At 70.3% G+C, this 25,859-nt stretch carries 28 protein-coding genes; 14 read left to right on the top strand and 14 right to left on the bottom strand.

The window, feature by feature from the left end; all coding sequences use genetic code 11:
* The first annotated feature begins 40 nt into the window (after positions 1–40).
* Both AFR_RS34075 and AFR_RS34070 read left to right on the top strand, forming a co-directional pair.
* Entirely contained in the window at positions 41–457 is a 417-nt protein-coding gene (locus AFR_RS34075) for a cupin domain-containing protein (protein WP_023561380.1), read from the top strand.
* 106 nt (positions 458–563) lie between these two features.
* Positions 564–950, top strand: coding sequence for an Hsp20/alpha crystallin family protein (locus AFR_RS34070; protein WP_023561379.1), 387 nt, complete (start codon positions 564–566; stop codon positions 948–950).
* A gap of 48 nt (positions 951–998) precedes the next feature.
* On the opposite strand, the gene AFR_RS34065 is transcribed toward AFR_RS34070, so the two are convergent.
* Complete coding sequence (locus AFR_RS34065) at positions 999–1,667, bottom strand: carbohydrate-binding protein (protein WP_023561378.1); 669 nt, start codon at positions 1,665–1,667, stop codon at positions 999–1,001.
* Between the two features lie 397 nt (positions 1,668–2,064).
* Between AFR_RS34065 and AFR_RS34060 the strand changes: the two genes are divergently transcribed.
* Positions 2,065–3,255, top strand: a complete 1,191-nt coding sequence (locus AFR_RS34060; protein ID WP_023561377.1) for a beta-1,3-glucanase family protein — start codon at positions 2,065–2,067, stop codon at positions 3,253–3,255.
* A 53-nt stretch (positions 3,256–3,308) separates the two neighbouring features.
* Here AFR_RS34060 and AFR_RS34055 read toward each other — a convergent pair whose 3' ends face one another.
* The 3 genes from AFR_RS34055 to AFR_RS44220 all read right to left on the bottom strand — a co-directional run bounded on the left by AFR_RS34055 (position 3,309) and on the right by AFR_RS44220 (position 5,835).
* Positions 3,309–3,842, bottom strand: a complete 534-nt coding sequence (locus AFR_RS34055; RefSeq protein WP_023561376.1) for a DUF3558 family protein — start codon at positions 3,840–3,842, stop codon at positions 3,309–3,311.
* 108 nt (positions 3,843–3,950) lie between these two features.
* Positions 3,951–4,856, bottom strand: coding sequence for an LLM class flavin-dependent oxidoreductase (locus tag AFR_RS34050; RefSeq protein WP_041841353.1), 906 nt, complete (start codon positions 4,854–4,856; stop codon positions 3,951–3,953).
* 88 nt (positions 4,857–4,944) lie between these two features.
* Positions 4,945–5,835 carry a hypothetical protein gene (locus AFR_RS44220; protein ID WP_023561374.1) on the bottom strand — a complete coding sequence of 297 codons (891 nt, stop codon included), beginning with the start codon at positions 5,833–5,835 and terminating at the stop codon, positions 4,945–4,947.
* Between the two features lie 310 nt (positions 5,836–6,145).
* Here AFR_RS44220 and AFR_RS44215 point away from each other — a divergent pair, with 310 nt between their 5' ends.
* The gene (locus AFR_RS44215) at positions 6,146–7,099 is read left to right on the top strand and encodes a GNAT family N-acetyltransferase (RefSeq protein WP_023561373.1); all 954 of its coding nucleotides are present in this window, start codon (positions 6,146–6,148) and stop codon (positions 7,097–7,099) included.
* A 4-nt stretch (positions 7,100–7,103) separates the two neighbouring features.
* On the opposite strand, the gene AFR_RS34035 is transcribed toward AFR_RS44215, so the two are convergent.
* Together AFR_RS34035 and AFR_RS34030 are read right to left on the bottom strand one after the other, a co-directional pair.
* Positions 7,104–8,045: a YhfZ family protein gene (locus AFR_RS34035; RefSeq protein ID WP_084298230.1), complete on the bottom strand. Its 942-nt coding sequence runs from the start codon at positions 8,043–8,045 to the stop codon at positions 7,104–7,106.
* Positions 8,042–9,436 (bottom strand): FAD-binding oxidoreductase, encoded by a 1,395-nt coding sequence (locus AFR_RS34030; protein WP_023561371.1) that lies wholly within the window; start codon positions 9,434–9,436, stop codon positions 8,042–8,044. Before AFR_RS34030 ends, AFR_RS34035 begins: the two co-directional genes overlap by 4 nt.
* Before the next feature lie 198 nt (positions 9,437–9,634).
* Here AFR_RS34030 and AFR_RS34025 point away from each other — a divergent pair, with 198 nt between their 5' ends.
* From AFR_RS34025 to AFR_RS33990, 8 genes are all read left to right on the top strand, one after another.
* The gene (locus AFR_RS34025) at positions 9,635–10,402 is read left to right on the top strand and encodes an ATP-binding cassette domain-containing protein (RefSeq protein WP_023561370.1); all 768 of its coding nucleotides are present in this window, start codon (positions 9,635–9,637) and stop codon (positions 10,400–10,402) included.
* Complete coding sequence (locus AFR_RS34020; RefSeq protein WP_023561369.1) at positions 10,399–11,394, top strand: ABC transporter permease; 996 nt, start codon at positions 10,399–10,401, stop codon at positions 11,392–11,394. The genes AFR_RS34025 and AFR_RS34020 overlap by 4 nt, the downstream gene beginning before the upstream one ends.
* Positions 11,395–11,417: 23 nt before the next feature.
* A complete protein-coding gene (locus tag AFR_RS34015) occupies positions 11,418–12,413 on the top strand; it encodes an ABC transporter substrate-binding protein (RefSeq protein ID WP_023561368.1) in 996 nt (331 codons plus the stop codon).
* Between the two features lie 24 nt (positions 12,414–12,437).
* Positions 12,438–13,283: a class I fructose-bisphosphate aldolase gene (locus AFR_RS34010; RefSeq protein WP_023561367.1), complete on the top strand. Its 846-nt coding sequence runs from the start codon at positions 12,438–12,440 to the stop codon at positions 13,281–13,283.
* Positions 13,284–13,294: 11 nt separating this feature from the next.
* A complete protein-coding gene (locus AFR_RS34005; protein ID WP_023561366.1) occupies positions 13,295–14,137 on the top strand; it encodes a carbohydrate kinase family protein in 843 nt (280 codons plus the stop codon).
* On the top strand, positions 14,134–14,991 hold the full coding sequence (locus tag AFR_RS44210; protein WP_023561365.1) for a PfkB family carbohydrate kinase: 858 nt from the start codon (positions 14,134–14,136) through the stop codon (positions 14,989–14,991). Before AFR_RS34005 ends, AFR_RS44210 begins: the two co-directional genes overlap by 4 nt.
* Before the next feature lie 101 nt (positions 14,992–15,092).
* Positions 15,093–15,377 carry a hypothetical protein gene (locus tag AFR_RS33995; protein ID WP_023561364.1) on the top strand — a complete coding sequence of 95 codons (285 nt, stop codon included), beginning with the start codon at positions 15,093–15,095 and terminating at the stop codon, positions 15,375–15,377.
* On the top strand, positions 15,374–15,739 hold the full coding sequence (locus AFR_RS33990) for a MerR family transcriptional regulator (RefSeq protein WP_023561363.1): 366 nt from the start codon (positions 15,374–15,376) through the stop codon (positions 15,737–15,739). Before AFR_RS33995 ends, AFR_RS33990 begins: the two co-directional genes overlap by 4 nt.
* Here AFR_RS33990 and AFR_RS33985 read toward each other — a convergent pair.
* Both AFR_RS33985 and AFR_RS33980 read right to left on the bottom strand, forming a co-directional pair.
* The gene (locus AFR_RS33985) at positions 15,736–16,173 is read right to left on the bottom strand and encodes a TIGR03618 family F420-dependent PPOX class oxidoreductase (protein WP_023561362.1); all 438 of its coding nucleotides are present in this window, start codon (positions 16,171–16,173) and stop codon (positions 15,736–15,738) included. The genes AFR_RS33990 and AFR_RS33985 overlap by 4 nt on opposite strands.
* A complete protein-coding gene (locus AFR_RS33980; RefSeq protein WP_023561361.1) occupies positions 16,160–16,870 on the bottom strand; it encodes a tetratricopeptide repeat protein in 711 nt (236 codons plus the stop codon). Before AFR_RS33980 ends, AFR_RS33985 begins: the two co-directional genes overlap by 14 nt.
* A 55-nt stretch (positions 16,871–16,925) precedes the next feature.
* Between AFR_RS33980 and AFR_RS33975 the strand changes: the two genes are divergently transcribed.
* Positions 16,926–17,831, top strand: a complete 906-nt coding sequence (locus tag AFR_RS33975) for a coiled-coil domain-containing protein (protein WP_023561360.1) — start codon at positions 16,926–16,928, stop codon at positions 17,829–17,831.
* A gap of 13 nt (positions 17,832–17,844) precedes the next feature.
* Positions 17,845–19,116 (top strand): HEPN/Toprim-associated domain-containing protein, encoded by a 1,272-nt coding sequence (locus AFR_RS46930; RefSeq protein WP_023561359.1) that lies wholly within the window; start codon positions 17,845–17,847, stop codon positions 19,114–19,116.
* Here AFR_RS46930 and AFR_RS33965 read toward each other — a convergent pair.
* From AFR_RS33965 to AFR_RS33940, 6 genes are all read right to left on the bottom strand, one after another.
* Positions 19,113–19,754 carry an SDR family oxidoreductase gene (locus AFR_RS33965; protein WP_023561358.1) on the bottom strand — a complete coding sequence of 214 codons (642 nt, stop codon included), beginning with the start codon at positions 19,752–19,754 and terminating at the stop codon, positions 19,113–19,115. The genes AFR_RS46930 and AFR_RS33965 overlap by 4 nt on opposite strands.
* A 10-nt stretch (positions 19,755–19,764) precedes the next feature.
* Entirely contained in the window at positions 19,765–20,484 is a 720-nt protein-coding gene (locus AFR_RS33960) for a hypothetical protein (RefSeq protein ID WP_023561357.1), read from the bottom strand.
* A 33-nt stretch (positions 20,485–20,517) separates the two neighbouring features.
* Positions 20,518–21,564, bottom strand: coding sequence for a LacI family DNA-binding transcriptional regulator (locus tag AFR_RS33955; protein WP_052359533.1), 1,047 nt, complete (start codon positions 21,562–21,564; stop codon positions 20,518–20,520).
* Positions 21,565–21,664: 100 nt separating this feature from the next.
* Positions 21,665–22,936: a DUF1996 domain-containing protein gene (locus AFR_RS48150; protein ID WP_023561355.1), complete on the bottom strand. Its 1,272-nt coding sequence runs from the start codon at positions 22,934–22,936 to the stop codon at positions 21,665–21,667.
* Between the two features lie 99 nt (positions 22,937–23,035).
* A complete protein-coding gene (locus AFR_RS33945) occupies positions 23,036–24,739 on the bottom strand; it encodes a discoidin domain-containing protein (RefSeq protein WP_023561354.1) in 1,704 nt (567 codons plus the stop codon).
* A gap of 388 nt (positions 24,740–25,127) precedes the next feature.
* Positions 25,128–25,742 carry an alpha/beta hydrolase gene (locus AFR_RS33940; RefSeq protein WP_023561353.1) on the bottom strand — a complete coding sequence of 205 codons (615 nt, stop codon included), beginning with the start codon at positions 25,740–25,742 and terminating at the stop codon, positions 25,128–25,130.
* Between the last annotated feature and the right edge of the window lie 117 nt (positions 25,743–25,859).

Here is a 25,859-nt window from a genome sequence, read left to right as displayed (position 1 = left end):
GCACACATGTTCGAACGACGCGCCGCGCAAGGATGGGAAAATGACAACACGACCACCGCTGGCCGAGCGCCTCGACCTGCAACCCCACCCCGAGGGTGGCTGGTTCCGCGAGACCTTCCGGTCCGCGGTCACCTTCACCCCCGACGGGTACGCCGGCCCGCGCGCCGCCGCCACCGGGATCTACTTCCTGCTGATGCCGGATCAGTTCTCCGCCTGGCACGTCGTGACCTCGGACGAGCTCTGGTTCCTGCATCAGGGCTCGCTCGAGTTGCGCTTCGGAGGTGCCGGCGCCGGCCCGGAGGAGGGTGGCGAGACAGTGCTGCTGACCGCGGACAACCCTCAGGCGCTGGTGCCGGCGGGCGTCTGGCAGAGCGCGTACCCGGTCGGTGGTGAGCCGGTGCTGGTCAGCTGCGTGGTGTCCCCGGGCTTCGATTTCGAGGACTTCCGGCTGGCCTGAGAACCCCATGGTGTTGCAGGTCACGGGCCGGAACGGAAGGACCAGGGTGGTCCCCCGGTTATCAGACTTGAGTGCCCAACACTCAACTTGAACCGGAGGAAAAGCCATGGTGCTGCGTAACGACTTCGACCGCCTGACGACCCGAGTTTTCGACACCACCACCCGCGGCACCGGCGCCCGTCTCGACGCCTACCGCGACGGTGACTCCTTCTTCATCGACATCGATCTGCCCGGCGTCGACCCGGCCAGCATCGACGTCACGGTGGACCGGAAGGTTCTCACCGTCCGCGCGGAGCGCAAGCGTGTCGAGCGCGAGGGTGTGAAGTACCTCGTCGCCGAGCGCCCGACGGGCCCGGTCAGCCGGCAGGTCTTCCTGTCCGACTCGCTGGACACCGACCGGCTCGACGCCCGCTACGACAACGGTGTGCTGACGCTGAGCATCCCGGTGACCGAGCGTGCGAAGCCGCGCAAGTTCGAGGTTGCCGCCGCCTGACGTCAGGCAGGCAGTTCTGAGGCCGCGTACCCGTCAGGGTGCGCGGCCTCAGCGCACAAACGCGAAGTAGTTGAGGTTGAGAAACTCGTCGCCGTTGTCGGCGGCGAACACCAGGAAGACCGTGTGCCGGCCTTTGGTCGGCTCGATGTCGGTCTCCTGGCTCGCCCAGTCCTGCCAGCCGCCGGTGCCGCGGGCGGACAGCGTGCCCACCGGCGCGTTCGCCGGGCTGTCGATCCGGATCTCGATCCGGCCGTTGCTGCCCTCGTTCGCGTCGGAGGCGACCCGCGCGGCGAACTTCTTCGCCGGTTGGTCGCCGAAGTCGACGTCGTCGAACCGCAGCCAGTCGCCGGCGGCGATCCAGCCGACGTTCTGACCGCCACCCTCGTCCTCGGTCTCCTGGACGTCGGTGCCCTGCTGCCCGGAGGCCGCCTCGGCCTGAAGTGCGGCGTACGCGTCCTTGCCGGGTGTCGCAGGCTCGGTGGTGGCCGGGGCGGTCGACGGTTCGGCCGTCGGCTCGGTCGCAGGCGCCGCGGACGCGGAGACCGGCGCCGGTGGGGGAGCGGCGATCGCGGGTGTGTCCGAGCCGCCCTGCAGCCGCCCGATCAGGTAGCCGAGCAGCACGAGGGCCAATCCGGCTGCGGCGAGCGCGAGCCGGTTGCGGGTGACCCGCGACCGGGAGTGGTAGACACCGGGCGGCGGAGAGGCAGGCGTAGTCATCGGCTCAGCAGGATAGCCCAGTGATCCGGCTACGGCGAAGTTACCCTTCGTGATTGACCGCCTCCGCTGTGAACAGGTGCCCACCGGACCTCCGGGGAAATCGGCAACTGTCTTGAAAACTTTCGAAGATGGGTGCTGAGCTGCATCAACAGGGCGAAGTGCGCCTCTCGGGATCGTGTGGTAACCGCACGGACATCGGCGGACGTCATCGGTTGACAGCTCCGGACGTGCGTACCAATCTGTGTGAGAGCGCTCTCACTCACAGCGGAGCGTGACGGCCAGGGCGCACCCCCCTTCCCTTGTCCGCCCCCGAAGCGGCCTGGCCGGCGCCGGATCCCTCCCGACGGGTCGTCCCCCGACGGGCCGGTGCCACCCGGGGGCCGACCAAGAGGTGGCTATGCGTCTCAACCGGAAAACCCTGCTCGGACTCGCCGTGGCGGCTGTCGCCATCCCCGCCGCCGTCGCGGTGATTCCCACCGCCCAGGCCGCCGCCGGACCGGACCTGCTCCCGCTCACCGTCACCAACAACTCCGGCCGCGGCGAGGCCACGCACCTGTACGTCCTCGGCGTCAGCGGTGACAAGCTCGGCTACGTCAACGAAGGCGGCGCCTTCACGCCGTGGACCGGCGGTGCGAACCCACCCGCACCGGCGCCCGACGTGTCGATCGACGGGCCCGCCAACGGCTCCAGCAAGACGATCTCGGTGCCGAAGGGCATCTCGGGCCGGATGTACATGTCGTTCGGTGGCAAGCTCGACTTCAAGATCAGCCAGGACGGTGGCCTCGTGCAGCCCGCGCCGTGGGCGGCCGGGGACGCGAACAGCAACATCCTGTTCGACTGGAGCGAGTTCACCTACAACGACTCCGGCATCTGGCTGAACAGCTCGCAGGTCGACATGTTCGCCGTGCCGCACTCGGTCAGCGTGACCGGCTCGGACGGGCAGACCGCGAAGACCGGCGAGCTCAAGCCGGGTGGCCGCAACACGGTCATCGACGCCATGAAGGCCGACGCCTCGTTCAGCGGTCTCGTGCAGTCGCGCGAGGACGGCACCGTGCTGCGGGTGCTGGCTCCGGGCAAGGGCGCCGACCGTGGCAACTTCGACCCGAACTACCTGGGCTCCTACATCGACCAGGCCTGGGCCGCGTACACCGGCAAGGACCTGACGGTGAAGCCGTTCGCCGACCAGCCCGACAAGATCTTCAAGGGCCGGACCTCGGGTGACGTCATGACCTTCACGGACTCGACCGGCGCGCAGGTGGCCACGTTCACCAAGCCGAGCACCGCGAACGTCTGGGGCTGCGACGGCAACCTCGGCGCCCCGAACGATCTCGTCGTCGGCCCGATCGCCCGCAGCCTCTGCGCGGCGCTGCAGCGCACCACGCTGGGTACGCAGGACGTCGAGCCCAGCACCGACGCGTCGACGTTCTACCGGAACGACCCGACCAACCTGTACAACAAGGTGATCCACGAGCAGATGGTCGACGGCAAGGCGTACGCCTTCGCCTTCGACGACGTGGCCAACCAGGAGTCGCTGGTGCACAGCGGCGACCCGACGTCGATCGGCATCACGCTGACGCCGTTCAACTAGAGGTTCACGGAAAAGGGGCGGCCGGTCGGCCGCCCCTTTTTGATGCCCGGAGGTCAGATCTTCGGGATCAGGACCTTGGCGATCTTCTTCGCCTTGGCCAGGTTCTCCTCGTCGCTGTCACCGCGGTTGTAGACGTCGATCGACACCGTGCCGTAGAGCACGAAGAGATGCCCGCCCAGCGCGAACGCGTTCTCACCGACACCGTCCACCGGCTCCGCCTCGGCGATGCTGGTCTGGAAATCAGCCTCGGTGGTCCGGCTCAGGAAGACCGCCAGCTGACCGCTGGGCTGCTGCCACTGGCAGTACCGGGTCGAGTCGCCGTCCTTGACCCCGTCCTCGTCGATCTGGCTGATCTCGCGTCCGGTGAGGTCCTTGACCTCGGACTTGCTCAGCAGCGTGCACGGGTCCGGGATGTCGCCCGAGTCCTTGACCGAGTCACCGAGACCACTGTCGGAAGCAGGGGAGGACGTCGGTGTCGGGGCGGGGGCGGCGGCACTGCCGGCGGCGTCGGAGAGGGCACCACAACCGGAGAGGACAACAAGACTGGCGGCGACGGCGACAAGGGCGGCAAGCGGGCGGCGGTTCATGTCTCTCCCTGGGTGGACGCTGCGTGGTGCGGCGTTCGCCCAGGTTGCCGGTTGGCAGGGGCCATCGGAAGATCCGGAGCCCCGGGTTGACACGTATGCGGGAGAACTTCAGCCGTTAGGTGTCAGCGCGGTGAGAATCTCCTCGGCCCGCTCACCCGCGGCGCGGGGATCGCCGTCCGGTGAGCCGATGAACGGATCCCAGTTGAGGTCGTAGAACAACTCGGTGACGCCGGCCTCCTCGTACAGGCGGGCGCCGCCGCGGATCTGATCCCAGGTGCCCGACAGCGGCACGTTGTCGTCGCGCAGGCCGGCTTGGACAACTCCACGCACGATGATGCGTACCGAATCGGGGTCCCGGCCGGACTCCTCGGCCGCCCGGCGGACGATCTGGGTGCCCCGGGCGATGTCGTCCAGACTCGCCTTGCTGCTGCTCACCCAGCCGTCGGCGATCCGCCCGGCCCGCCGCAACGCGACGTCCGCGGTGCCGCCCAGCAGGATCGGCGGCCCGCCCGCCTGCACCGGTGGCGGCGCCATGACACTCGGCGGCACGGTGTAGAACTCCCCGGCGTGACTGACTTGCCCACCGCGGAACAGGGTCCGGAGCACAGCCAGATATTCCTCGGTACGCCGCCCGCGCGGGTTCGGGTCCGACCCCGTGGCGGCGAACTCCACCTCGGACCATCCGGTGCCCAGCCCCAGGTCGAAGCGGCCGCCCGACAGCACGTCGAGGGTGCTGGCCTGCTTGGCGAGGTAGGTCGGTGACACGTACGGCAGGTTGATCACGGCGACGCCGAGCCGGATCTGCGTGGTGCGCGCGGCGGCGTAGGTCAGCGCGAGCAGCGGATCGAGCACACTTTGATAGACCGGCGCGAGGTTCTGATCGGCGCCGGCGAGCAGCCGCTGGAACGACCACAGCGTGTGGTAGCCGAGCTCCTCGGCCCGCATCGCGAACCCGGTCACCGACAGCGGATCCGCCCACACCCCGGACACCGGGCAGCCACAGCTGATCAACATGCGGACACCGTACTGCCGCTCCCGGTTCCCGGCCACCGACCGGGCACCAGGAGCGGCAGGCCGCTGTGCTGGAGATCAGCGCTGTGGATCAGCCCGCGAGCAGCCGGCCCACCTCCGCGGCCCGGTCGCCGAGCGCCGACCGCAGCGCCGCCGCGGCATCCTCGGTCGACAGGCCGCTGCCCAGCGCGTCGAGCGCCTCGGCCGGCGTGACCTGGGTGCTGACCGGTGCGACCGGCTGGCCCTTGGCCAGGGCGTCGACCGTCGCCTGGACGTTCTCCACCTGGTCACGGATCTGGTATCCCAGGGTCGCGGCCAGCACCGCGCGGTTGAGCGCGTAGTTCGGTCCGAAGGTCGGGTTGGACTTGAAGCCGACCGGGTCCGGGTTGGCCACACCGCCCGCCTTCACCCGGCCGCTCGAGTCGGTGCCCGGGTCGTAGGTCAGGACAGCAACGGCCAGGGCCTCCCGCCCCGCCGCGCTGCGCGCCCACTCGGTCATCCAGGCGTTGAACTCGCTCTTCGTCACGTCTTCCTCCAGCAGTCCCCAGGGGCTCGTGTCGCTCTCCTGGGCAGTGGTGTACCGCGCAGAGAAGTGCGCGTGCTCGGTGTGCGGACTGGCCCCGGTGTATTCGCGGGCGGTCCAGCCCCACGACCGCGACCAGATGCGCCGGTTGTAGATGACGTTCTGCAGCCGGTTGTCGCGGCCCTCGCGGTGCCGGGTGATGATGATCTCCAGGCACCGGTTCATCGTCCAGCCGGACCGGCGCAGGTTGTGGTCCACGTCGATCGCGTGGACCTCGTTCCTCTTGTCGGCGTCCTCGTACGGCGTGTTGCCGGTCTCGTCGGGATTGTGGTCCGACGAGGCCGCGGCGTGTGAGGTGTCGCCGATGGAGCCGTCGCTCGCCTTGTCACGGTTCGGGGCGAGCTGGTTGAACTCATTGCGGAGAGTCACCAGGCACGGCACCAGAATCCAGCTGGCCATCGGGCTCCACCTCCCAGGGGTCGGCAACGGGTTCGCCCGCGTACTCCTCGCCGGGGCCCGGATCGTGGGCCTCGGCGTACTTTTTACCCTCGGCTACGTCCTGCGCGGAGAGCGGGGACTGCCGTTGCGGGTCGGTCATTCTCCTTTTGCTCCTGTCCGGTCGTTATCGGACCGGTTGGTCCGATGATGGCGCGTTTTCGCGGCGCGTGAGTACCCCGACCGGGCGACGGTGATTCTGGTTCAACCGGTAATCACCGTCTTCTGAGAAATGCCGGGCAACCGTGTCGCACGGTCGTGAGAGGGTCACGGCATGGCGCTGACGCTGGTGGAAATGGACGATGAGGACTTCGCGCGCCGTCGCGGTCCGATGGTGACCGGTTACGCGGAGGCGATCTCCACCGCGCGGGGGCTCTCCGTGCCGGAGGCGGAGGCCGAGTCCGAACGGGACATCGCCGACCGCCTGCCCCGGGGTGCGGCGACCCGCGGCCAGCTGCTGCGCAAGGCCGTCGTGGACGATGCCGAGGTCGGCTGGATCTGGATCTCACTCCCCAGCTCGACCATGCCGGAGATGGCGTGGATCAGCGACATCGAGGTCGACACCGGTCACCGCACGCGCGGTCACGGCGCCGCGATCATCACGGCCGTCGAGGCCGAGCTGGTCGAGCTGGGGGTTCCCCGGCTCGGGCTGAACGTCTTCGGTGACAACCCGACCGCCGCCCGGCTCTACACGCGGCTCGGTTTCGAGGTGACCGCCCGGCAGCTGGCCCGCTCGCTGGCCGACGTGCCGGCCGCACCAGGGATCGAGCTGGTGCCGATGGCCGACTACGAGAGCCGCATCGAGACGCTGTTCGCCGACTACGCCCGCGATCTGGTGGAGGAGCAGGGCATCTGGCACGGCGAGGCCGAGGAACGCGCGGGCCGCCGCCTGGCCGAGCTGCTGCCGCACGGGCGCGGCACCGAGGGCATGATCCTGCGGACGGTGCTGGCCAAGGGTGAGCCGGTCGGCTGGCTCTGGGCCGCGATGCCGGCCCCGCCGAGACCCGGCATGGGCTGGCTGCACAACCTCGACATCGACGAGCCGTTCCGCTCCCGGGGCTACGGCGCGGGAGCCATCGCCGCGGTCGAGGCGGAGCTGGTGCACCGCGGTGTCCGCAGCCTGGGTCTCAACGTGCACGGCGCCAACGACCGCGCCCGGAAGCTCTACGAACGGCTGGGTTACGAGCTGCTGGCCCAGCAGATGGCGAAGGATCTGCCGGCTCTGTAGGAGATCAGTGCAGGCGCAGCGAGCCGGCGTAGCTCTCGGTCGCGGCCACCTTGAGCAGGCGGCTCTGCGTGCGGGCGACGTCGGCCGGTTTCACCTGGCGCAGCAGCGCATTGACGCCCGGGTCGAGCGTCCGGGTGACGATCACCGCGGGGGAGATCTGGCCGACGACGGCCCGCCCCGGTGCGGTCGCGAGCGGGCTGAGCCGGAGCCCGGCCAGCTCGGGCGGGATGACGGTCGGCATCGAGTGCCAGACCGCCACGTCGACGTCGCCGGCCAGGACCGCGGCCGGTGCCAGCACGAAGGGGCACTGGACGTACTCGGGGTCACGGTCGCCGAACTCGGCCTCGCTGAGCCGCTGGTGGTCGTCGGAGTTGCGGTCGATGCCGACCCGGAGGCGACCCTGCGGCTTGCGACCGGCGTGCTCGACCACCACCAGCGAACCGTTCGAGTAGAACGTGCCCGGGCCCAGGTCGAGGCCGCTGAGACCGGGGAGGTTTTCCCGGTGCCTGTCCAGGGCGCCGGCCGAGGTGACCGTGGCGTGGAAACGCTCCTGGTAGACGTCCTCGAGCCGGGTCCGCGCGCCGGGCCGGAACGCGGCCACGACCGAGACGCCGACGTCGTGCAGCGCGGCCTGCACGACCTCGAGAATGCCCTGCTGCTCGACCGGCCCCTGCGGCGGCAGGATCAACCGGAAGTTGCCGAGGGCGGCGGCGTTCCACAACTGACCGACGTCGCGGCCGGTGACGATCGTGCCCTGATGACCGCGGGCGGTCAGCGTCACCGCACCGCTGTCCTGGAGGTTGCGGAGTGCCTTCACCACCGTGCCGGTGCCCGCACCCGTGCTGAGCTGCAACTCCTGCACGGTCGGGATGCGCTGGCCCACCTCGCGGGCCAGCAGCACCTGCGCGACGTGCGCGCGGACGTCCGGTTTCACGGATGCGGTCATCGGCGGCCGAATCCGAGCTTGCCGGGGTTGAGCAGGCCGGCCGGGTCGAGACCGTCCTTGAGCTTCTGCAGCACGGGATAACCGGTGCCGAGGGACTCGCGGACCCACGGCTGCCGGGCCAGGCCGCCGCCGTGGTGGTGGGAGATCTCGCCGTCGTGCGCGACGACCACCTTCATGGCCCGGGCCCAGATCTCCTCGAGGCGGGCGAGCGCGGTCTCGTCGTCGTCCGCGCGGCCGAGCAGGATCATGTAGAGCGACGAGCCCTGGTCGTAGACGTGCGAGAAGTGGCCGAGCACCTCGGTCGCCAGTGGTGCGAGGGTTTGCTTCAGCTCGGCGTACATCGGGGCGAGCCGGCTCCAGACGTTGGCGACCTCGACGGTCTCGGCGTAACCACCGGGCTCGGCGAGCAGGTTTTCCACCGTGGAGAAGTCATAACGACGGCTCAGCCAGGCATCGACGGGTGCCGCCCCCATGCTCGTCCCTCCCAGCGACGCGACGATCGCGGTGGCCGCGGCGTGCTCGGCGGTCGCCACGGACGTCAGGCCCTCGTGCCCCAGGAACAATACCGGTGCGGAGATCTCCTCGTGGGGCACCGCGTGTGCCGCCTCGTCCCGGTCGTAGAAGCGCACCAGGAACGGTCGTAGCCCGCACTGGCTGATCTGCCGCATGGCGGTCAGCCCGGCCTCGACGTCCGGCAGCGTGAACGCCTCGACCACGCGGTGCTCGGGGTGTGCGAACACCTTGCAGGTGACCCGTGTGACCACACCGAGCGTGCCCTCGGAGCCGAGGAACAGCTGCTTGAGGTCCGGTCCCATCGCCGCCCGCGGGCGCTGGCCCAGGTCGGCCACGGTCCCGTCGGCCAGCACGACCTGGTAGCCGACGACCAGGTCCTCGATGCCGCCGTAGCGCGACGAGAACTGCCCGGTGGCACGGGTCGCGATCCAGCCACCGACGGTCGAGCGTCCCAGCGACTGCGGCGAGTGGTTCAGGGTCAGCCCTCGTTCGCCCAGCCACGACTCGAGATCGCTTCCGCGTACGCCCGCAGCGACCGTGACCGTGCGGTCGATCTCGTCCAGCACGGGCTCCGAGACGAGGCCGGCCAGGTCGAGCACGATCCCGCCCGCCACCGGCAACGGCTGCCCGGTCACCGACGAGCCGAGCCCCCAGGCGGTCACGGGCGTCCCGGTCTGCGCCGCGATCCGCAGCGTGGTCACCACGTCCTCGACGCTGCTCGCCCGCACGACGGCGTCGGGGCGGTGCGGGTGCCGGCCGAGTTTGGCCCAGACGGTGGCCACCGGCCAGGTGTCGTGGCTGCGTGCGTCCCGGTCCGCGTCGTCGGTGAGGACTACGTCCCAGCCGAGGCTGTCGCGGAGCTGGTCGATCACCGGCATGGGCGTACTCCCTGGTCGTCAGGTGGCGTGTGTTTCACGCTCGCTCAAAACTCAATACTCAAAAAATTGAATTGTCAAGGCGGTGTTGGGCTCTTGACATGCCGGAAACACGACTCCTAGCCTCAGCTCAGTAGACAGATTTCTGAATTTTCAGCGAGGGCCCACGGGCCGCCACCCGGCAAGGGAAGGTGAGAAGCGGTGACAAGCAACGCACTGCTCGAGGCGCGCGGGGTCAGGAAACGGTTCGGCGCGGTCGAGGCGCTGCGCGGCGCGAGCTTCTCCGTGGGCACCGGCGAGGTGGTCGCACTCATGGGCGACAACGGCGCCGGCAAGAGCACGTTGATCAAGACGATCTGCGGGGTGCACGCGCCGGACGAGGGCGAGATCCTCTTCCACGGCGACTCGATCGCCGGGCGTACGCCCCGCGACATCCACGCGATGGGCATCGAGACCGTCTACCAGGACCTCGCGCTCGCCCCCGACCTGGACACCGCGGCCAACCTCTTCCTCGGCCGCGAACTGTTCGCCAAGGGCCTGCTCGGCAAGCTCGGGGTGCTGGCCAAGAAGCAGATGGCCGAGAAGGCGCACCAGGTGCTCACCGACCTGGACGTCAAGATCAAGGATGCGGCGGCGCCCGTCGCCACGCTCTCGGGCGGCCAGCAGCAGAGTGTCGCCGTCGCCCGCGCGGTCACCTGGGCCAACGAGCTGGTGATCATGGATGAGCCGACGGCGGCGCTGGGCGTACCGCAGACGCGGGCCGTGCTGGACCTGATCCGCCGGGTCCGCGACTCCGGCCGCTCGGTCGTGCTGATCAGCCACAGCCTGCCCGACGTGCTCGCCGTCGCCGACCGCATCGAGGTGCTGCGCCTCGGCCGCCGGGTCGCGCGGCTGGTCACCAGGGACACCAGCGAGGAACAGATCGTGGGTGCCATGACCGGCGCCTGGACGAGTGAGGAAGACGCATGACCGCCACGACCTCGCCCCTGAAGAGCCGGGGCAAGCGGCTGCTCCTCGGCTCGGCCACCGACATCACCGCGATCCTGCTGGTGATCGTGGCGCTCTTCTCGATCCTCGACTTCGAGTCGTTCTTCACCAGCGCCAACCTGATCAACATCCTGATCAACGCCTCGCTGCTGATCGTCATGGCGGTCGGCGCCACCTTCGTGCTGATCACCGGTGGTGTCGACCTGTCGGTCGGCTCGGTGCTGGTCTTCTCCGGGGTCATCGCCGGCAAGGTCATGATCGCGATGGGCCCGCAGGGCTGGGGCGCGAGCCTCGTCGGCATCGTCGTGGCGATGCTGGCCGGAGGCGTCTGGGGCGCGATCAACGGCGTGGTCATCACCAAGCTCAAGGTGCCGCCGCTGATCGCCACGCTCGGCTCGTTCGGCGCGGCGCAGGGCCTGGCCCAGGTCATCACCAACGGCAACGACCTCAAGGACATCCCGAACGAGCTCATCGACACCCTCGGTGTCGGCCGGTTCCTCGGCCTGCCCTGGCTGGTCGTCGTCGCGTTGATCGTCGCCCTGATCGGTGGGCTGGTCCTCGCCTTCACCCGGTACGGGCGGCGCACCTACGCCATCGGATCCAACGCCGAGGCGGCCCGCCGCGCCGGCATCAACGTCGACCGGCACCTGATCAGCGTGTACGCCATCGCCGGTCTGCTCGCCGGTCTCGCCGGAATCATGAGCTACTCCGAGTTCGGCTCGACCACCCTGTCCGGCCACGGCACCGACAACCTCTCGGTGATCGCGGCGGTCGTGATCGGCGGCACCAGCCTCTTCGGCGGCGTCGGCACGATGTTCGGCACCCTCGTCGGCACCATGATCCCGGCCGTGCTCGCGAACGGCCTGGTCATCGTGGGCCTGAACTCCTTCTGGCGTGACTTCGCCGTCGGCGTCGTCCTCGTCGCGGCCGTCTACCTGGACCAGTTGCGCCGCCGCTCCCGCACCTCCCGTTGAAACAGATAGAAAGGACTCCCCCCATGCGTCTCAACCGTCGGAGCACCGCCGTCGGGGCCGCGGCCCTTCTCCTCACCTCCTCGATCGCCGCCTGTGGTGGCGGTGACGACGCCGGCAGCGGCGACAAGACCAGCGGCTTCAAGATCGCGCTGATCCCGGGTGTCGCCAACGACGCCTACTACGGCTCGGTCGCCTGCGGTGTGCAGGCCGCCGCCAAGGCCAGCAGCTCGACGGTCGACGTGCAGGCGCCGAAGTCGTTCAGCCCCACCGACCAGATCCCGATCCTCCAGGCGGTCATCGCCAAGAAGCCCGACGTCATCATCATCGCGCCGACGGACAGCAAGGCCCTCTACGCGCCGCTCAAGCAGGCCACCGCCCAGGGCATCAAGGTCGTCCTGGTCGACACCACGCTGGAGGACCCGTCGATCGCCGAGGCGCAGGTCAGCTCGGACAACATCGAGGCCGGCAAGACCGCCGCCGCCAAGCTCATCGAGCTGCTCGGCAGCAAGGCCGGCTCGGTGCTCACGGTCAACCTGTCCGCCGGTGTCACCACCACCGACGACCGGTTCAAGGGCTTCGCCGAGGGACTCAAGGCGGCGCCGCAGCTCAAGGACCTGGGACAGCAGTTCTCCAACAACAGCGTGCAGACGGCCTCGTCGATCGTCTCCGCAACCGTGGCGTCCAACCCGGACCTGATCGGCATCTTCTCCACCGCCGCGTTCAACACCGAGGGTGCCGTCGCCGCCCTGCGCGCCGCCAAGGATGACCGGGTCACGATCGTCGGCTTCGACGCCAACCCGCCCGGTGTCAAGCAGATCCAGGACGGCGAGGTCGCCGCGCAGGTGGTGCTCAAGCCCTACGACGAGGGTGTCGCCGCGGGCGAGCAGGCCATCAACGCTCTCACCGGCAAGCCCGTCACCAAGGTCATCAGCACCGGCGCCGTGGTCGCCACCAAGGACAACCTGACCAGCCCCGAGGTCACCAAGTACCTCTACAGCTTCGACTGCCCCGCGGCCTGACGGCCCGATCAGAAGAGGGACGACATGGATTCCCGTACGGGAAAGAAGATCCGCCTCGGCCGGTTGCTGGACCCCCGGACCGGCCGGGCGGTGGTGGTCGCCGCCTCGCACGGCGTGATGAGCGGACCGCCCGCCGGTCTGCGGACCCGCGCCGAGATCGAAACGGCGTTCAGCAAGATGGGCACGGCCGACGGCGTGATGGTCTCCCCGGGCATGCTGCCGCTGCTCGAGGACTTCTACGTCGGGCGCGGCCGGCCCGCCCTGGTCCTGCACCTGGACTGGAAGAACCACGGCCGCAAGATCTACACCCCGGGCCAGGACGGGCGGGGCGAGGGAGTGCTCGCGCAGCTGGCGTCGCTCGAGGACGTCGCGGCTGCGGGTGTCGACGCCGTGATGACGTACCTCTACATCGGTCAGCGGAACAGTGAGCTGGAGCGGGCGGAGATCGAGCGGAACGCGAGGATCGTGGCGGACGCCGCCAAGGTCGGCGTGGCCGTGATCATCGAACCCCGCTCCGCGCTGGAGGCCGAAGGGCCCGAGGCGCTGAGCACCGAGGTGCTCAGCCTGTACTGCCGGATCTCCGCGGACATCGGCGCCGACCTGGTCAAGGTGCTGTGGAACGGCTCGGTCGAGGCGTTCGCCCCGGTCGCCCAGACCTGTTACGCGCCGATCCTGGTGGCCGGCGGACCGGGCGGCGAGGACGAGAAGGACACGCTGCAGCTGGCCGCCGACTCGATCGAGGCGGGGGCAGCGGGTGTCATGTTCGGGCGGCGCGTGTTCCGGGCCGAACGACCCGAGGCGGTGCTGGCCGGGCTGCGTGCGGTGACCCATGACGGCGTTTCGGTGGACGAAGCGCTCGCCCGGCTCTGAGGATGACAAGCATGTTGCTGATCGTGGGTGAGGCGATCGTCGCGTACCAGCGTGAGGACGACGGCCCGTTCACCGGGCCGTGGCCGAGCGGCTCGCCCGCGATCGCCGCGTACGTGGCCGGGCGTCTCGGCGTACCGACGACGTTCGTGGGTGGGATCGGGCGTGACGACCACGGCCGGGTGATGACGGACGGCCTCGCGGCCGGCGGCGTGGAGACCGGTCACCTGGCCGTGTCCGGCGACCGGCCCACCGCGACCGCCTCCATCACCTACCGGGGCGAGGAGCGCGAGTTCGACTTCCGGGTCACCGGCAGCGCCGCCGTGCAGGTCACCGACCGGGATCTCGGTGACCTGCCCGAACGCGCCGGCTGGCTCCACCTGTCGGGCTCGGCACTGATCTTCGGGGAACCGCTGGCGGCCACCACGCTCACGGCTCTCCGGCGGGCGCGGGCAGCGGGGGCCCGCATCTCCGTCGACCCGAACGTCCGCCCGTCGGCGCTGACGCCGGCGACCCGGGACGCCCTGGTCGAGGTCCTCGGCCTCGCCCACGTGCTCCTGCCCAGCGAAGGGGAACTGGAGGCGCTGGGGCTCGACCCCGCCGGCTTCGGCGACGCGGTCGTCTGCACGACCTACGGCTCGGGCGGCGCAACCGTCCGGGACGCGTCGGGCAGCGTGCACCTCGACGCGCTCCCGGTGGACGCGATCGACACGGACGGCGCCGGCGACTCGTTCGCCGCCGGCTTCATCGCCGCCTCGCTGGCTGGCGCTTCACCGCTTGACGCAGCACGGGAAGGCATCCGCGTGGCGGCCGAGGCCGTCCAAGTGGTCGGACCGATGACGGTGCGGCCGCGGTGAGCCGCCTGCTGATCGTCAGCCTGGCACCCTCCCTCGACCGGTACGCGTGGCTCCCGGCGATGCGCCTCGGCACGATCAACCGGCCGTCCTCGGTGCTCGTCCGCGCGGGCGGCAAAGGCCTCAACGCAGCCCGCGCGGCGATCAACCTGGGCGTGAACACCCGGATCGTCGCGCTGGCCGGACCCGCTTTCCAGGCTGTGGCGACAGACTTCGACATCCGTTGTGTGGACAGCGGCGCGGCGACCCGCCAATGCTTGTGCCTGCTCGACGACGCGGGCGTCCTGACCGAGGTCTACGAGCCGGTCCTGCCCGTGCAGCCGACGGTCTGGCCGGCCGTCCTCGAGGCCGTCGCCGCCGAACTCCCGGCGGCGGATCTGCTCGCCCTGTCCGGCCGTGTGCCGCCGGGCCTGCCGGTCTCGGCACTGGCCGAACTCGTAAAGCTCGCTCACGCTCATCGTGTTCCGGTGGTGGTCGACTCGGACGGCCCTGCGCTGGCGGCGGCCGTCGCGGCCCGGCCCACCTTGATCAAGGTCAACGAGGCGGAAGCCGCAGCGGCCGACCTGTCCGGCCAGCAAACGATCATCACGACGGGTGCCACGGGAGCCCGCTTCGGCAGATTCGCGGTGACCCACGAGGCGATCCCGGACGCGCTCCCGGTGGGCAGCGGTGACGCGTTCCTGGCCGGACTGGCTGCCGACTGGCTGCGTACCGGTGCCTTTGATCCGGTCACGGCCCTGCCCTTCGCTGCGGCGGCGGCCCGCGCCAACGCCCGCCACCTCCCGGCCGGCGACATCACCCCGGCCATGGTCGAGGCCGAGCTCCCCGCGGTGAGCGTGACTACGCTCGACAAATGACCAACGCATCGGTGCTGGCCGGCCGAGCAGGTCGGGATGCCGGCGGAATTCTGGGATTGAGGGTTGCAACCGGTACCTGAGTACAGGCTTACCGTCGTGGCATGAGACCCGACGCCTGCACGCTGCCGACGGCCGAGGTGCCGATGCGGCTCGCCGAGTTCGACGCGCTCCTCGCCACGGCCCGGCTCCGCGACCGAACCGGCTCGACCCGCCTGCGCCTCGTCCTCGACGCGCCGATCGAGACCGTGCGCGACCTTGCCGCCCGGGAGAGCGAGTGCTGCTCGTTCTTCGACTTCGGCGTCACGCCGCTCGGTGACGTCGTCGAGGTGACCGTGACGGTGCCGCCCGCGTACGTGGGTGTGCTCGATGCTCTGGCCGCGCGATGATCCGCTCGGGTGAGCTGGCCGCCGCGGCCGGGGTGAACCCGCAGACGCTGCGCTATTACGAGCGGCGTGGGCTGCTGCCGAGCCCGGACCGCAGCCTGGGCGGGCACCGTCTCTACCCGCCGGACACGGTCACGCTGCTGCGCGTCATCAAGACCGCGCAGCGCCTCGGCTTCACCCTCGACGAGGTCGGCGCGATGACCGAGGGTGGTTTGCGCAGTCGCGCGGCGGACAAGCTCGCCGCGGTCGAGGCGAGGATCGCCGGCTTGCGGGCGATCGCGGACACCCTGCGGGAAGCCGTCGCGGCCGGCTGTGACGACCTGGACTCCTGCGCAGCCGACGACCGCTGCCCGCTGCCGTTCTAGTTGCTGTAGATGCGGGTCGGGGTGATCAGGACGGCGGTGCGGCCCTGCTCGGCCATGACACGGTCGTACTCGGACCAGTTGTCGTGGGAGCCGCCCGCCGCGGTGAAGATCTCGCGGAGCAGCAGGCGGAGGCCCTCCGGGTCGAGCCACGGCTGCGGGTCGGACGGGCCGGCCAGTTCCGCCTGACCCTCCACGGTCGCCCACTGCCAGCCCTTGCGGAACGCCGTGGTCACCTGCGGGCGGGCGCGGAGGTTCGCGAGCTTGACCTTCCCGTACGTGACGAAGGCCAGCACGGGCTCGCCGGTCGACGGGTGGGGCAGGACACCCGCGTTGACAAGCGAGGACTGGATCGTGGTGTCCTCGCGTAGCGTGGAGACGATCGCCAGGCCGCTCTCGTCGCGGACCAGGGCCCAGGCGTCCTCAAGGGCGGACATCGCCGGCCTCCGCCTTCTGGAGGAACTGCTCCATCCATTCGATCCGCTGCTGGCTGAGGCCCGCCGCGTGCGCCTCGGCGACCGCTTGGCGGACGTGCGCGAGGCCCTGCTCGCGGAGGCCGTCGGCCAGCTCGGCGATCCCCAGGGCCACCGTCCCGCCGGGGATCCAGCGGTCGTCGCCCAGTTCGGCGCGCAGGTCGTGGGAGATGCGCAGGTGGTCGAGGGCCTTGTCGGACTGCAGGTCGGACATCGCGTAGTAGAAGCCGACGTGGCGGTGCACCTCGGAGCGCAGCAGCAGGTCGCCGTAGCGTTCGGCCAGGTCCAGGGCCTCCCAGTAGTACGGCATCGCGGCGTCCCAGTCCTGACGCAGGACCTGGTGGACCAGGCCGACGCCGAAGAGGGACTCGGCTGTGCCCGCCGGGTCGCCGAGCTCGCGGCGGATCTCCAGGGCCTGCTGGAAGAGCGCTTCCTCACCCTCGCTGTCGGCCTGCTGCAGGTCACCCTCGAGCGCCTGGAAGTGCATCAGCATGCCGAGACGGTCCAGCACAGCGGCCTCGAGCGCCCGGTCACCGTCGGCGCGGGCCTGGCTCAGCAGCTCCTGGAACGCCCGCTCGGCCTGGTCGTAGTCGCCGGTCCGGAACGCCGCCTCGAGCATCGCCTCGTTGCCGGCGGCCAGTGTTTCCCCCGTTGTCCCCATGCTTCGGAGGCTACTGCCCCGGCCGTTGTTGCGGTGCCCTGATCGAATCGGGGGCGTGACCGACACCATCGAGGCCCGTCTCACCGACCTGGCCGGCATGCTGCGCGAGAGTCAGCTCCTCGGGCAGCGCCGCGCCGAACTCGACGCTCGCCTCACCCAGCAGGCCGCCGAACTCCACGGTCTCCGCGACCGGCACGCCGACGAGGCCCGGGACGTCGAGCGGCTGGAGAACCTGTCGTTGTGGGGCACTCAGGCCCGGGAGCTCTCCCGGGAACAGACCGAGGCCCTGCAGGTCCGCTACCGCCTCGCCGAGGCGGAGAACAGGCTGGCCGCGATCCACGCCGAGCGCGAGGCCGTGGCCGCGCGCCTGGCCGCGTTCGCCGACCTCCCCTCCCGGTACGCCGCAGCCCTCGACGACAAGGAACGGCACCTCCGCGAGTCGGGCGGCCCGCACCTCACCCGTGTCCTGGCCCTCGCGGAGGAGCGTGGCCGCACCGAGGCCGAGCTCCGCGAGCTGACCGAGGCGGCCGGAGCCGCCGACGCCGCCCTGAGTGCCCTCGGCGAGGTGCGCCGCCAGCTCGACCTGGCCTCCAGCAGGCAGACCGCCGACAGCTGGCTCGGCGGCGCCCTCCTGGCCGGCAAGCCGCACTGGCTCGACGGCATCGCCTGGGCCGCCGGGCACGCGGACCGGTGCCTGGCCGTGCTGCACACCGAGCTGGGCGACGTGGGCCTGCAGCAGCCGCTCGGCCGGGTCCTGACCGTGGCTCAGCCGACCGGGCTCTCCCAGGTGTTCTTCTCCGATCTGACCCTCCGCGACCGGATCAACCACGCGATCCGCGCGACCGACGACTCGGCCTCCCGGGTGGAGCAGGTCCGCCGCCAGGTCGCCGCGGTGACCGCTGCCGCCCGCACCCGCTGGGACGCCCTCATGCGCGAGCGCCGCGACCTGCTCACCGCCTGACAAGATCGGACGCGTGGGTAGCTACGGATATCTGAAGGTCGACTCCCTTGTCCTCGGGACCTACAAGAACGGCGTGCCGGCTGAGCTGCTCGCCATTTTCCGGAACGACATGTTCGGCACCCGCCAGGTGTCGAGGACGGACTACTTCGACGACGCCGACGAGGACGAGGGTGTTCTCGACGTCGTCGAATTCCGCGCCCCGGCTGCGGTGATCGCCGACCGGCTGGACGTCATGGGCTTCGAGCCTGCTGCTGCCCTCACCCTGCTCGAGGAGGCACTCGACCGGCACAAGCTGCTCGACACGGATCCCGGGATGGACGTTCGCAGTGAGTATTCGCGTGCCTGGAGTGAGGCATTGCGGCCGCTGACCGCCGACCGCTGGGTGACACAGCTGGCGGCCGCGGTTCCGGGGACCGGATCGGCGCACGAGCAGGGCCGTGTCATCTCCAGTGCCGCCTGGCTGCTCGATCTTCTCGACGAGGAGTACGACCCGGACGGCCGGTTCCTGCTCCGCCTGGTCCTTCTGGCCCGGCCCGCCGGTGAGGTGATCCTGGATGTGACGGATCTGGCCGGTGGTGGCTGGGTCCCGGAACGGCCGGCCGAGTTGCCTTCCGCGGCGATGAGCGACATGCGCGGTGTCGCCGCCACCCATGCGCCCGTGGTCGTTCTGACCGAGGGCAAGACGGATGCCGAGATGCTGTCGGGGGCGCTGGCTGTCCTGTACCCCCATCTCACCGACCTGGTGCGGTTTCTCGACTTCGATCAGAAGCTCGAGGGCAGCGCCAGCGCGTTGGTCCGGATGGTGCGGGCGTTCGCCGCGGCGGGCATCGCGAACAAAGTTGTCGCGATCTTCGACAACGACGCGGCTGCCCGCGAGGAACTCACCACCCTGAAGGTGGCCGGACTGCCGGACAACATCCGCGTCCTGCGATATCCGGACATCGGGCTCGCCTCCGACTATCCGACTCTCGGGCCGCCCACTCTCGAATCGCCGGACGGTTCGCTCGCGCGGGCGGACGTGAACGGGCTTGCTGCCAGCATCGAGCTCTATCTGGGCGAGGACGTGCTGACGCTGCCGGACGGCTCGTTCCGGCCGGTGCAGTGGGGTGCGCTCAAGAAGAGCGGCTATCAGGGTGTGGTCAGCGAGAAGGGCGAGATCCAGCGCTTGTTCAGGGAGAAGCTGGCCCGCGCGGCCGCGGACAGCTCGATCGTGCCGAGCCAGGACTGGACCGGGATGCGGATGATCCTGGACCAGATCCTGACGGCGTTCCGGGCACCTCGCTAGAGCTTGAACAGGGCCTCGGCGACGGGGGTGTCGCCGGTGAAGAGCTCGAAGGTCTTGCCGATCGTGGCCGGGGTCGCCAGCGTCGCGGCGAGCACGGCGGCCACGTCGTCGCGGGCGACCGGGCCGCGGTTGCCGAAGGTGGTGGAGACCTTGACAAGGCCGGTGCCCGGGTCGTCGGTCAGCGAGCCGGGGCGCACGATCGTGTAGTCGAGACCACTGGCCTGCACGTACTCGTCGGCTTCGGCCTTTGCCTGGAGGTAGGCGCTCATCGACTCGCCGCCCGAGGCCGGGTCGTGGGCCCCGATGGAGGAGACCAGCACGTACCGGCGTACGCCGGTGGAGCGGGCCGCGTCGGCGAGCTTGACCGCGCCGCCCAGGTCGACCGTGCGCTTGCGGGCGGCCCCGCTGCCCGGGCCGGCACCGGCCGCGAAGACCACGGCGTCCGCACCCTGCACGTACGCGTCCAGGGTCTCGTCGTTCTCGAGGTCGCCGATGACCGGGACCGCGCCGACGGCGGTGAGGTCGCCGGCCTGGTCCGGCGAGCGGATCAGGCCGCGGGCGGTGTGTCCCTGGCCGGCGAGGAGCTTGAGCAGGCGGAGGGCGATCTGGCCGTGGCCTCCGGCGACAAGAATGTCCATGCCTACCGTTCTACCCCGCGGGGGCCGGGGCAGCCTCGAAGGCGACGTCGGTCACGTCGGCGACGACCTCGGTGAAGTCGGTCCCGTACGCGGCCGGTTCGACGATCCGCAGCACGAGGCAGAACGGCTGGTCGGCGCCGTACTGGCGTTCCAGCTGCCGGTGCCTGTTCGCCAGGTAGCGCGCGGCGGCGAGGTTCGCACCGGCGGTCAGCCCGGCGAGCAGGAAGACGGGACGCCCGCGCCCGGGTCCCCAGAAGCGCGCCAGCACCACGTAGGTCGTGTCGGGGGTGCGCACGTACTCCTGGCCGGCGGCGGTGAACGCCAGCCGGACGTCGGCCGCGTCGAAGGCCGCGAAGGTGATGCCGCGCAGGATGGTGCGCAGGTGAACCGTGCTGCGGGGGTTGGCGGTGCCGGGGCCGCCGACGCAGAACTCCGTCTGCCGGCCGATCTCCCCGGCGGGTTCCGCCTCGCCGACCCGGTCGGCGCGGGCGCCGCACTCGCGGGCGATCGTCGCCAGCTCGACCAGCGCGGCGACGTCCCGGCGGTGGACGCTGTTCTCGCTGGGGGAGGACGCGTGCCGGGAGGCCACCAGCAGGCAGCTCGCGCCCTCGGTGAGCCCGAAGAACGCACGCTCCCGGTCGAGCCGGCGGCGCCGGAGCAGGTGTCCGGCGAGCCACACGGCCGTACCGGCGATGACGCTGGCCAGCAGGTTGATCAGGAGGTCGGCCACGCAGTCATGATGGCCGATGCGGTCGAGCGCGGGTCAGGCGGACTCGCGGATCACCAGGGTCGGCTGGAAGGTCACCGAGCGCGGCAGCCGCCCGGGTGCGGCGATGTGGGCCATCAGCACCTCGGCCATCTCGGCGGCCATCTCCTCGACGGGCTGGCGGATCGTGGTCAGCAGGGGCCGGCAGTCGAGCGCCGCGCTGCTGTCGTCGAAGCCGACCACGGCGATGTCGTCCGGCACGCGGCGGCCGAGGTCCTGCACCGCTCGCAGGGCGCCCTCGGACATCAGGTCGCTGGCGACGAAGAGGCCGTCGATGTCGGGGTACAGGCCGAGCAGCTGCCGGGCGCCCTCCTCACCGCCGTTGCGGGTGAAGTCACCCTCGACGGCCGGGACGTCACCCATCCCGCGGTTGGCCAGGTACGACCGGAAGCCGTCCAGGCGGTCCTGCCCCGACGGGATGTCGAGCGGCCCGCTGATCGTGGCGAGGCGGCGGCACCCGCGGGCGAGCAGGTGTTCGGCCGCCAGCCGGGCACCCAGGCGCTGGTCGACGTCGACGAAGCTGGCGGCCAGCGGTGACGCGGGCCGGGCCGAGACGACTGCCGGGATGCCGAGCTCGTGGACCTGGCGGGGGAGCGGGTCCTGCTCGTGGCTGCTGATCAGCAGCACCCCGTCGACGTGGCCCTGGCGCAGGTAGCGGAGGACGTGGTGATGGTCCGTCGAGTCGGTCGGGATGATCACCAGGTGGATGTCGTGCGGGCGGAGCGCCCCCGTGGCGCCCGCCGTGACCCGGCCGAAGTACGGGTCGGTGAAGATCCGGTTCAGGAACGAGGAGTCGTACGGCCGGTCCGGTTCCGAGATCACCAGAGCGACGGAATTGGACTTGCGGGTCACCAGGGACCGCGCGGCGACATTCGGGACGTACCCCGTGTCGGCGATCGCCCGCTGGACGATCTCGCGGATCTTGGCGTCGACGCTGGGCGCTCCGTTGATCACCCGGGACACGGTGGCCCGCGAGACACCGGCCGCCTCAGCGACCTGGTCCATCGTCGGGTTCTGCCCTCCGCGGGCGGGCCGGGTATTCATGGCGTCTGTTATAGCACCAGGCATTTTTCGCCTGAGAGCGCTTTCACGCCCCCGCGAGCCGCCGGGGCCACCTCGCGCCCCGGCGGCTGCGGTGGTCATGTCACGGACGCCCGTTCGTGCCGCACTTGACGATGATCCGGATGCAGTCGTTGACCCGGCGGGCCATCTCCTCCACCGGCCACGCGTTGAAGAAGTCGCCGTGCATCGTGTAACCGGCACCGGACGCGAGGCGGAAGCCCGCCGTGCTGCCGTTGACCGGGTACCGCATGACCTGACGCAGCTTCGGCACGACCACCGGGTGGCTGGCCGGGCAGGCGTTGTTCACCGGGTACGCCATGTGGCTCTTGTGGTCGGGCGAGTCCAGGTTGACCCCGTCCCAGCAGTGCGGGAAGTCGAGGTACGACTCCAGCATCGTGCCGGCCGGGCAGGTCACGAAGTCGTGCGACGAGCCGACCTCACCGGCGTGCAGGCAGGACCAGCGCGAGATGGTGTTGTCGCTCGGGCCGGTCGCCTTGGCGTTGCCCGCCACGACCCGCAGGCCGAGGGGCAGGGGCTGGGTCTGCGCGATCAGCGCGTCGCTGACCCCTTCACCCAGGTAGTAGAAGATGCCCGTGGTCGGCTCGACCGGGACGTTGTTGTTGTAGAACGTCGGGATCCAGTACGAGGACTTGTCGATCGACGGGTTGCAGTTGCTGTTCGCGTTGAGCAGGTCGTTGACGTTCGAGTACGCGTTGGTCACCGTGCTGCCGAAGAAGCTGTGCATGTGCGACGCACCCGGCATGTTCGGGAACACGATCGGGTCGTCCGGCAGCCGGTGGCTGTACGGGCAGTCGGCCAGGAACTCCGACACACGCACGGCACCCGGTGGGATGGTCGGCGGGGGAGCCGTGCCACCGCCGCTGCCGTACACCTCGAACTCCGCCAGGGAGACACCCCACTGGGTGGCCCGGGCGGTCGACTGCAGGCGCACGTACCGGCCGGAGCCGCTGACGGCGACGGTCTGCCGTCCGCCCGTACCCGTGACGTTGGCCTTGATCGTGGTCCAGCTGCTGCCGTTGGCGGAGGTCTGCAGGTTGAAGGTGCGGGAGTACGCGGATTCCCAGTCCAGGATCACGGACGAGAGAGTCGCGGTGCCGCCGAGGTCGACCTGGATCCACTGCGGGTCGCTGAACGCGCTGGACCAGCGGGTGCCGGCGTTGCCGTCGACGGCGTTCGAGGCCGGGAAGGCCCCGGACTCGGTCGACGACGCGGTGGCGGGGCGGTTCTGGGAGAGCAGTCCGTCGGCGGCGCTGGCACCGGTCTGCGTGCCCACGACGTACGTGGTCAGGACGGCCGCGACGGCGGCCGCGATGGTCAGGGATCTTCTTCTCATCGGGGATTCCCTCCAGGAGTGGCGGTGGAACTTCTGGGAGGTGATGCGCCGGAGCGGGGATGGGGACCCCGCTCCGGCGCTGTGGACGCTGCCGTCAGCTCACTTGTAGACGCGGACGTAGTCGACGAGCATCCGGGCGGGGAACGGGGTGGAGGCGTCGACGGGTCCGGGGAAGTCGCCACCGACGGCCAGGTTCAGGATGATGTAGAACGGGTGGTCGAAGATCCACGGCCCGCGGGTCGCCTCGACGGTCGCCTTGCTGGCGTAGAACACCTGCGTGCCGTCGAGCAGGAACCTGATGCCCTTGCTGTCCCACTCGGCCGCCCAGACGTGGAAGCCCTGGGAGAGGTCGGCCGCACCGGGGGTCGTGTACTTCTGGCCGTAGCCACCGCCGCCGTTGTACTGCGGCGCGTGCAGCGTGGAGTATCCCTCGGTGGTGTTGCGGCCGAGGACCTCCATGATGTCGATCTCGCCGTTGTAGGGCCAGGGCCGACCGGTGAGGAAGTCGTTGCCCATCATCCAGAACGCGGGCCAGAGACCGTTGCCCTTCGGGACCTTGATCCGGGCCTCGACCCGGCCGTACTGGGCGGTGAACTTGCCACCGGTGTTCATCCGCGCCGAGGTGTACTCACGACCGTTGGAGGCTTCCTTGCGGGCCTCGATGACGAGGTTGCCGCCACCGTCCATCTGCGCGTTGTTGCTGTTCTCGGTGTAGTACTGGACCTCACCGTTCTGCGGGACGCCCGGGTCGTACGTCCACTTCGCCGTGCTCGGCTTGGTGCCGGCCGGGTCGTTGAACTCGTCGTTCCAGACCAGGTTGGTGGCCGGGAACGTCGGGTCGGCGGGCCGCGCCGGCGGGGTGTTCGGTGCGCCACCGGTGCCGTAGACGTTGAAGTCGTACAGCGAGTAGCCGTAGGCGCTGGACCGGGTCGTCCCGTACATCCGGACGTAGCGGCCGGTGCCGGAGACGTTCAGGACCTCCTTGAAGCCCTTGCCGGTCGTCGTCGAGTAGATGTCGGTCCAGGTGCTGGCGTTCGGCGAGACCTGGATCTTGTACGCGGTCGCGTACGCCGGGTCCCACTGCAGCTCCACGCGGCTGATCTGCGCGGTCGCACCGAGGTCGACGTAGATCCAGCCCGGGTCCACCCAGCCGGTGGTCGAACTGGTGGCCCAGCGGGTCGCCGGGTCGAGGTCGAACGCCTTGGGCACGGTGCACGGGTTGCAGTTGACGTCGTTCTGCTCGCTCGACGCCGCACCCGGCTTGTTGTAGGAGAGCAGCGTGGCGCCCCCGGCCGGCGGCGGGGTCGTCGGGTCGGTCGGCGGCGTGGTGCTGCCGGCGAACACCTGGAACTCCCACAGCGAGTAGCCGTAGATCGCCAGGGCCCGCTCGGTCAGGTTGAGCCGCACGAACCGCGTGTTGCCGGTGACGGCGATCGTCTGCTCACCGGCGTTGCCCCGCAGCGTGCCGGTGGCGTTGGTGAACGTCGTGCCGTTGGTGGAGAACTGCACGGTGAAGGCCGTCGCGTACGCGGCCTCCCAGTTGAGCTTCACGCTGCTGACGGCCGTCGTGGCGCCCAGGTCGACCTGGATCCACTGGTTCGCCGCGAAGGCGCTGGACCAGCGGGTACCGGTGTTGCCGTCCGTGGCGGAGGAGGCCGGGGTGCCTGCCCATTCCACGGAGGAGGCGGTGGTCGGCTTGCCCTGCGACACGACCACTTCGGCGGCGTCGGCGGTGCGGACCGTGGCGACCAGATAGGCGGCGAGCAGACCGAGCAGCGCGGTGGTGAGGGCGATGACCCTCACGGGCGCGAGCCTGCGCCCACCACCTCGGAAAACGGCGGAACTCATGAACGGGTCCTCCTTGCGGGGAATCAAGAAGTTGGGGATGGGGATGTGTCAGTGCGGTTACCGAGCGGCTACAGCTATGAGAAAGCGCTCTTTGGTACGTCACTTTGAACCCCGTGTTAACGAGTGTCAATGCCTGGTGGAGGCTCGGGAAGCGCTTCCTCGACCGCGTTCTTGGCAGGTTTCTCCGGACGCGCGCCGGATCGGCGCTCGTCTCCGCAGGTGGGCGCGCTGATGGCCGGCGCGACGGCCGATCAAGGCCGGGCCGCAAAGTCGTGGTTCCGGAACTTCGGGCACCCGCCCGCCGGTAATGTGAGCCCTGTCCGTAACAGGGCTTATGAGAGGGTCAGTGGGCGTGCGATTCCACGTCGAGCGCCGACGTCACGAAACCCGTGACGAGCCGGTTCCAGAACACCGGGCGGCGCAGCAGCGCGTGCGACTCCCCGGGTACCGGTACGAATGACGCACCGATCCGGGCCGCGTACGCGGCCGCCGACGCCGGGTTCGTCACCTGGTCGTCCTCGCCGTGCGCGATCAGCACGCTCGCACTGTGCTTCGGTGCCGGCTCGCCGGCCTCGATCCACGGCGCCAGCGCGCACACGCCGACGACGTCCGGCTCACCCGCGAGCCGCAGGGCGACCCGGCCACCCATCGAGTGCCCGACCAGCACGATGCGCGCGCCCGGATGCCGCCGCCGAGCCTCCTCGAGAGCCCAGCGGGTGTCGGCGACCGGGTCCTCGGCGGCGCCGTTCCAGCCGCGCACCCGGTAGCGCAGCGTCCAGACCGCGACCTTCCGGCCCCGGGTGGACCAGGCGATCGCCCGCGCGAACGGGACCATCCGCAGCCAGGCCAGCCCACGGCGTGCCGGCGCGACGCTCGTCGCCCGTCCGCCGTGCAGCACCAGGACCACGGCGTCCGCGTGCTCGCGAGGTCCGGAGATGTCCAGCTCAGGGGTCGTCACGGCAGGGATTCGACGCCGTACCCCGGTCGGGTGGGTGTTCATCCGGTTCCAATCCGTTGCGCGCCCGGTGCCGAATCGCCACCAGTCCTTCATCTGTACCCCGACCAGCTGGGAGAA

The organism is Amorphoplanes friuliensis DSM 7358, from assembly GCF_000494755.1.
GTDB classification, from domain to species: domain Bacteria; phylum Actinomycetota; class Actinomycetes; order Mycobacteriales; family Micromonosporaceae; genus Actinoplanes; species Actinoplanes friuliensis.
The sequence above is the reverse complement of the archived record's forward strand: the minus strand, read 5'-3'. Positions and strand labels throughout refer to the sequence as shown.

What these genes read in the sequence shown, in the direction of transcription:
- AFR_RS33980 (WP_023561361.1), bottom strand. Translation starts at nt 16,870, where the DNA reads ATGGGGACAACGGGGGAAACACTGGCCGCCGGCAACGAGGCGATGCTC.
- AFR_RS34030 (WP_023561371.1), bottom strand. Translation starts at nt 9,436, where the DNA reads ATGCCGGTGATCGACCAGCTCCGCGACAGCCTCGGCTGGGACGTAGTC.
- AFR_RS44215 (WP_023561373.1), top strand. Translation starts at nt 6,146, where the DNA reads ATGGCGCTGACGCTGGTGGAAATGGACGATGAGGACTTCGCGCGCCGT.
- AFR_RS34015 (WP_023561368.1), top strand. Translation starts at nt 11,418, where the DNA reads ATGCGTCTCAACCGTCGGAGCACCGCCGTCGGGGCCGCGGCCCTTCTC.
- AFR_RS33965 (WP_023561358.1), bottom strand. Translation starts at nt 19,754, where the DNA reads ATGGACATTCTTGTCGCCGGAGGCCACGGCCAGATCGCCCTCCGCCTG.
- AFR_RS33955 (WP_052359533.1), bottom strand. Translation starts at nt 21,564, where the DNA reads ATGAATACCCGGCCCGCCCGCGGAGGGCAGAACCCGACGATGGACCAG.
- AFR_RS34070 (WP_023561379.1), top strand. Translation starts at nt 564, where the DNA reads ATGGTGCTGCGTAACGACTTCGACCGCCTGACGACCCGAGTTTTCGAC.
- AFR_RS33985 (WP_023561362.1), bottom strand. Translation starts at nt 16,173, where the DNA reads ATGTCCGCCCTTGAGGACGCCTGGGCCCTGGTCCGCGACGAGAGCGGC.
- AFR_RS34010 (WP_023561367.1), top strand. Translation starts at nt 12,438, where the DNA reads ATGGATTCCCGTACGGGAAAGAAGATCCGCCTCGGCCGGTTGCTGGAC.
- AFR_RS34060 (WP_023561377.1), top strand. Translation starts at nt 2,065, where the DNA reads ATGCGTCTCAACCGGAAAACCCTGCTCGGACTCGCCGTGGCGGCTGTC.
- AFR_RS34065 (WP_023561378.1), bottom strand. Translation starts at nt 1,667, where the DNA reads ATGACTACGCCTGCCTCTCCGCCGCCCGGTGTCTACCACTCCCGGTCG.
- AFR_RS34035 (WP_084298230.1), bottom strand. Translation starts at nt 8,045, where the DNA reads ATGACCGCATCCGTGAAACCGGACGTCCGCGCGCACGTCGCGCAGGTG.
- AFR_RS34055 (WP_023561376.1), bottom strand. Translation starts at nt 3,842, where the DNA reads ATGAACCGCCGCCCGCTTGCCGCCCTTGTCGCCGTCGCCGCCAGTCTT.
- AFR_RS44220 (WP_023561374.1), bottom strand. Translation starts at nt 5,835, where the DNA reads ATGGCCAGCTGGATTCTGGTGCCGTGCCTGGTGACTCTCCGCAATGAG.
- AFR_RS33990 (WP_023561363.1), top strand. Translation starts at nt 15,374, where the DNA reads ATGATCCGCTCGGGTGAGCTGGCCGCCGCGGCCGGGGTGAACCCGCAG.
- AFR_RS34075 (WP_023561380.1), top strand. Translation starts at nt 41, where the DNA reads ATGACAACACGACCACCGCTGGCCGAGCGCCTCGACCTGCAACCCCAC.
- AFR_RS48150 (WP_023561355.1), bottom strand. Translation starts at nt 22,936, where the DNA reads ATGAGAAGAAGATCCCTGACCATCGCGGCCGCCGTCGCGGCCGTCCTG.
- AFR_RS34020 (WP_023561369.1), top strand. Translation starts at nt 10,399, where the DNA reads ATGACCGCCACGACCTCGCCCCTGAAGAGCCGGGGCAAGCGGCTGCTC.
- AFR_RS34050 (WP_041841353.1), bottom strand. Translation starts at nt 4,856, where the DNA reads ATGTTGATCAGCTGTGGCTGCCCGGTGTCCGGGGTGTGGGCGGATCCG.
- AFR_RS34005 (WP_023561366.1), top strand. Translation starts at nt 13,295, where the DNA reads ATGTTGCTGATCGTGGGTGAGGCGATCGTCGCGTACCAGCGTGAGGAC.
- AFR_RS33995 (WP_023561364.1), top strand. Translation starts at nt 15,093, where the DNA reads ATGAGACCCGACGCCTGCACGCTGCCGACGGCCGAGGTGCCGATGCGG.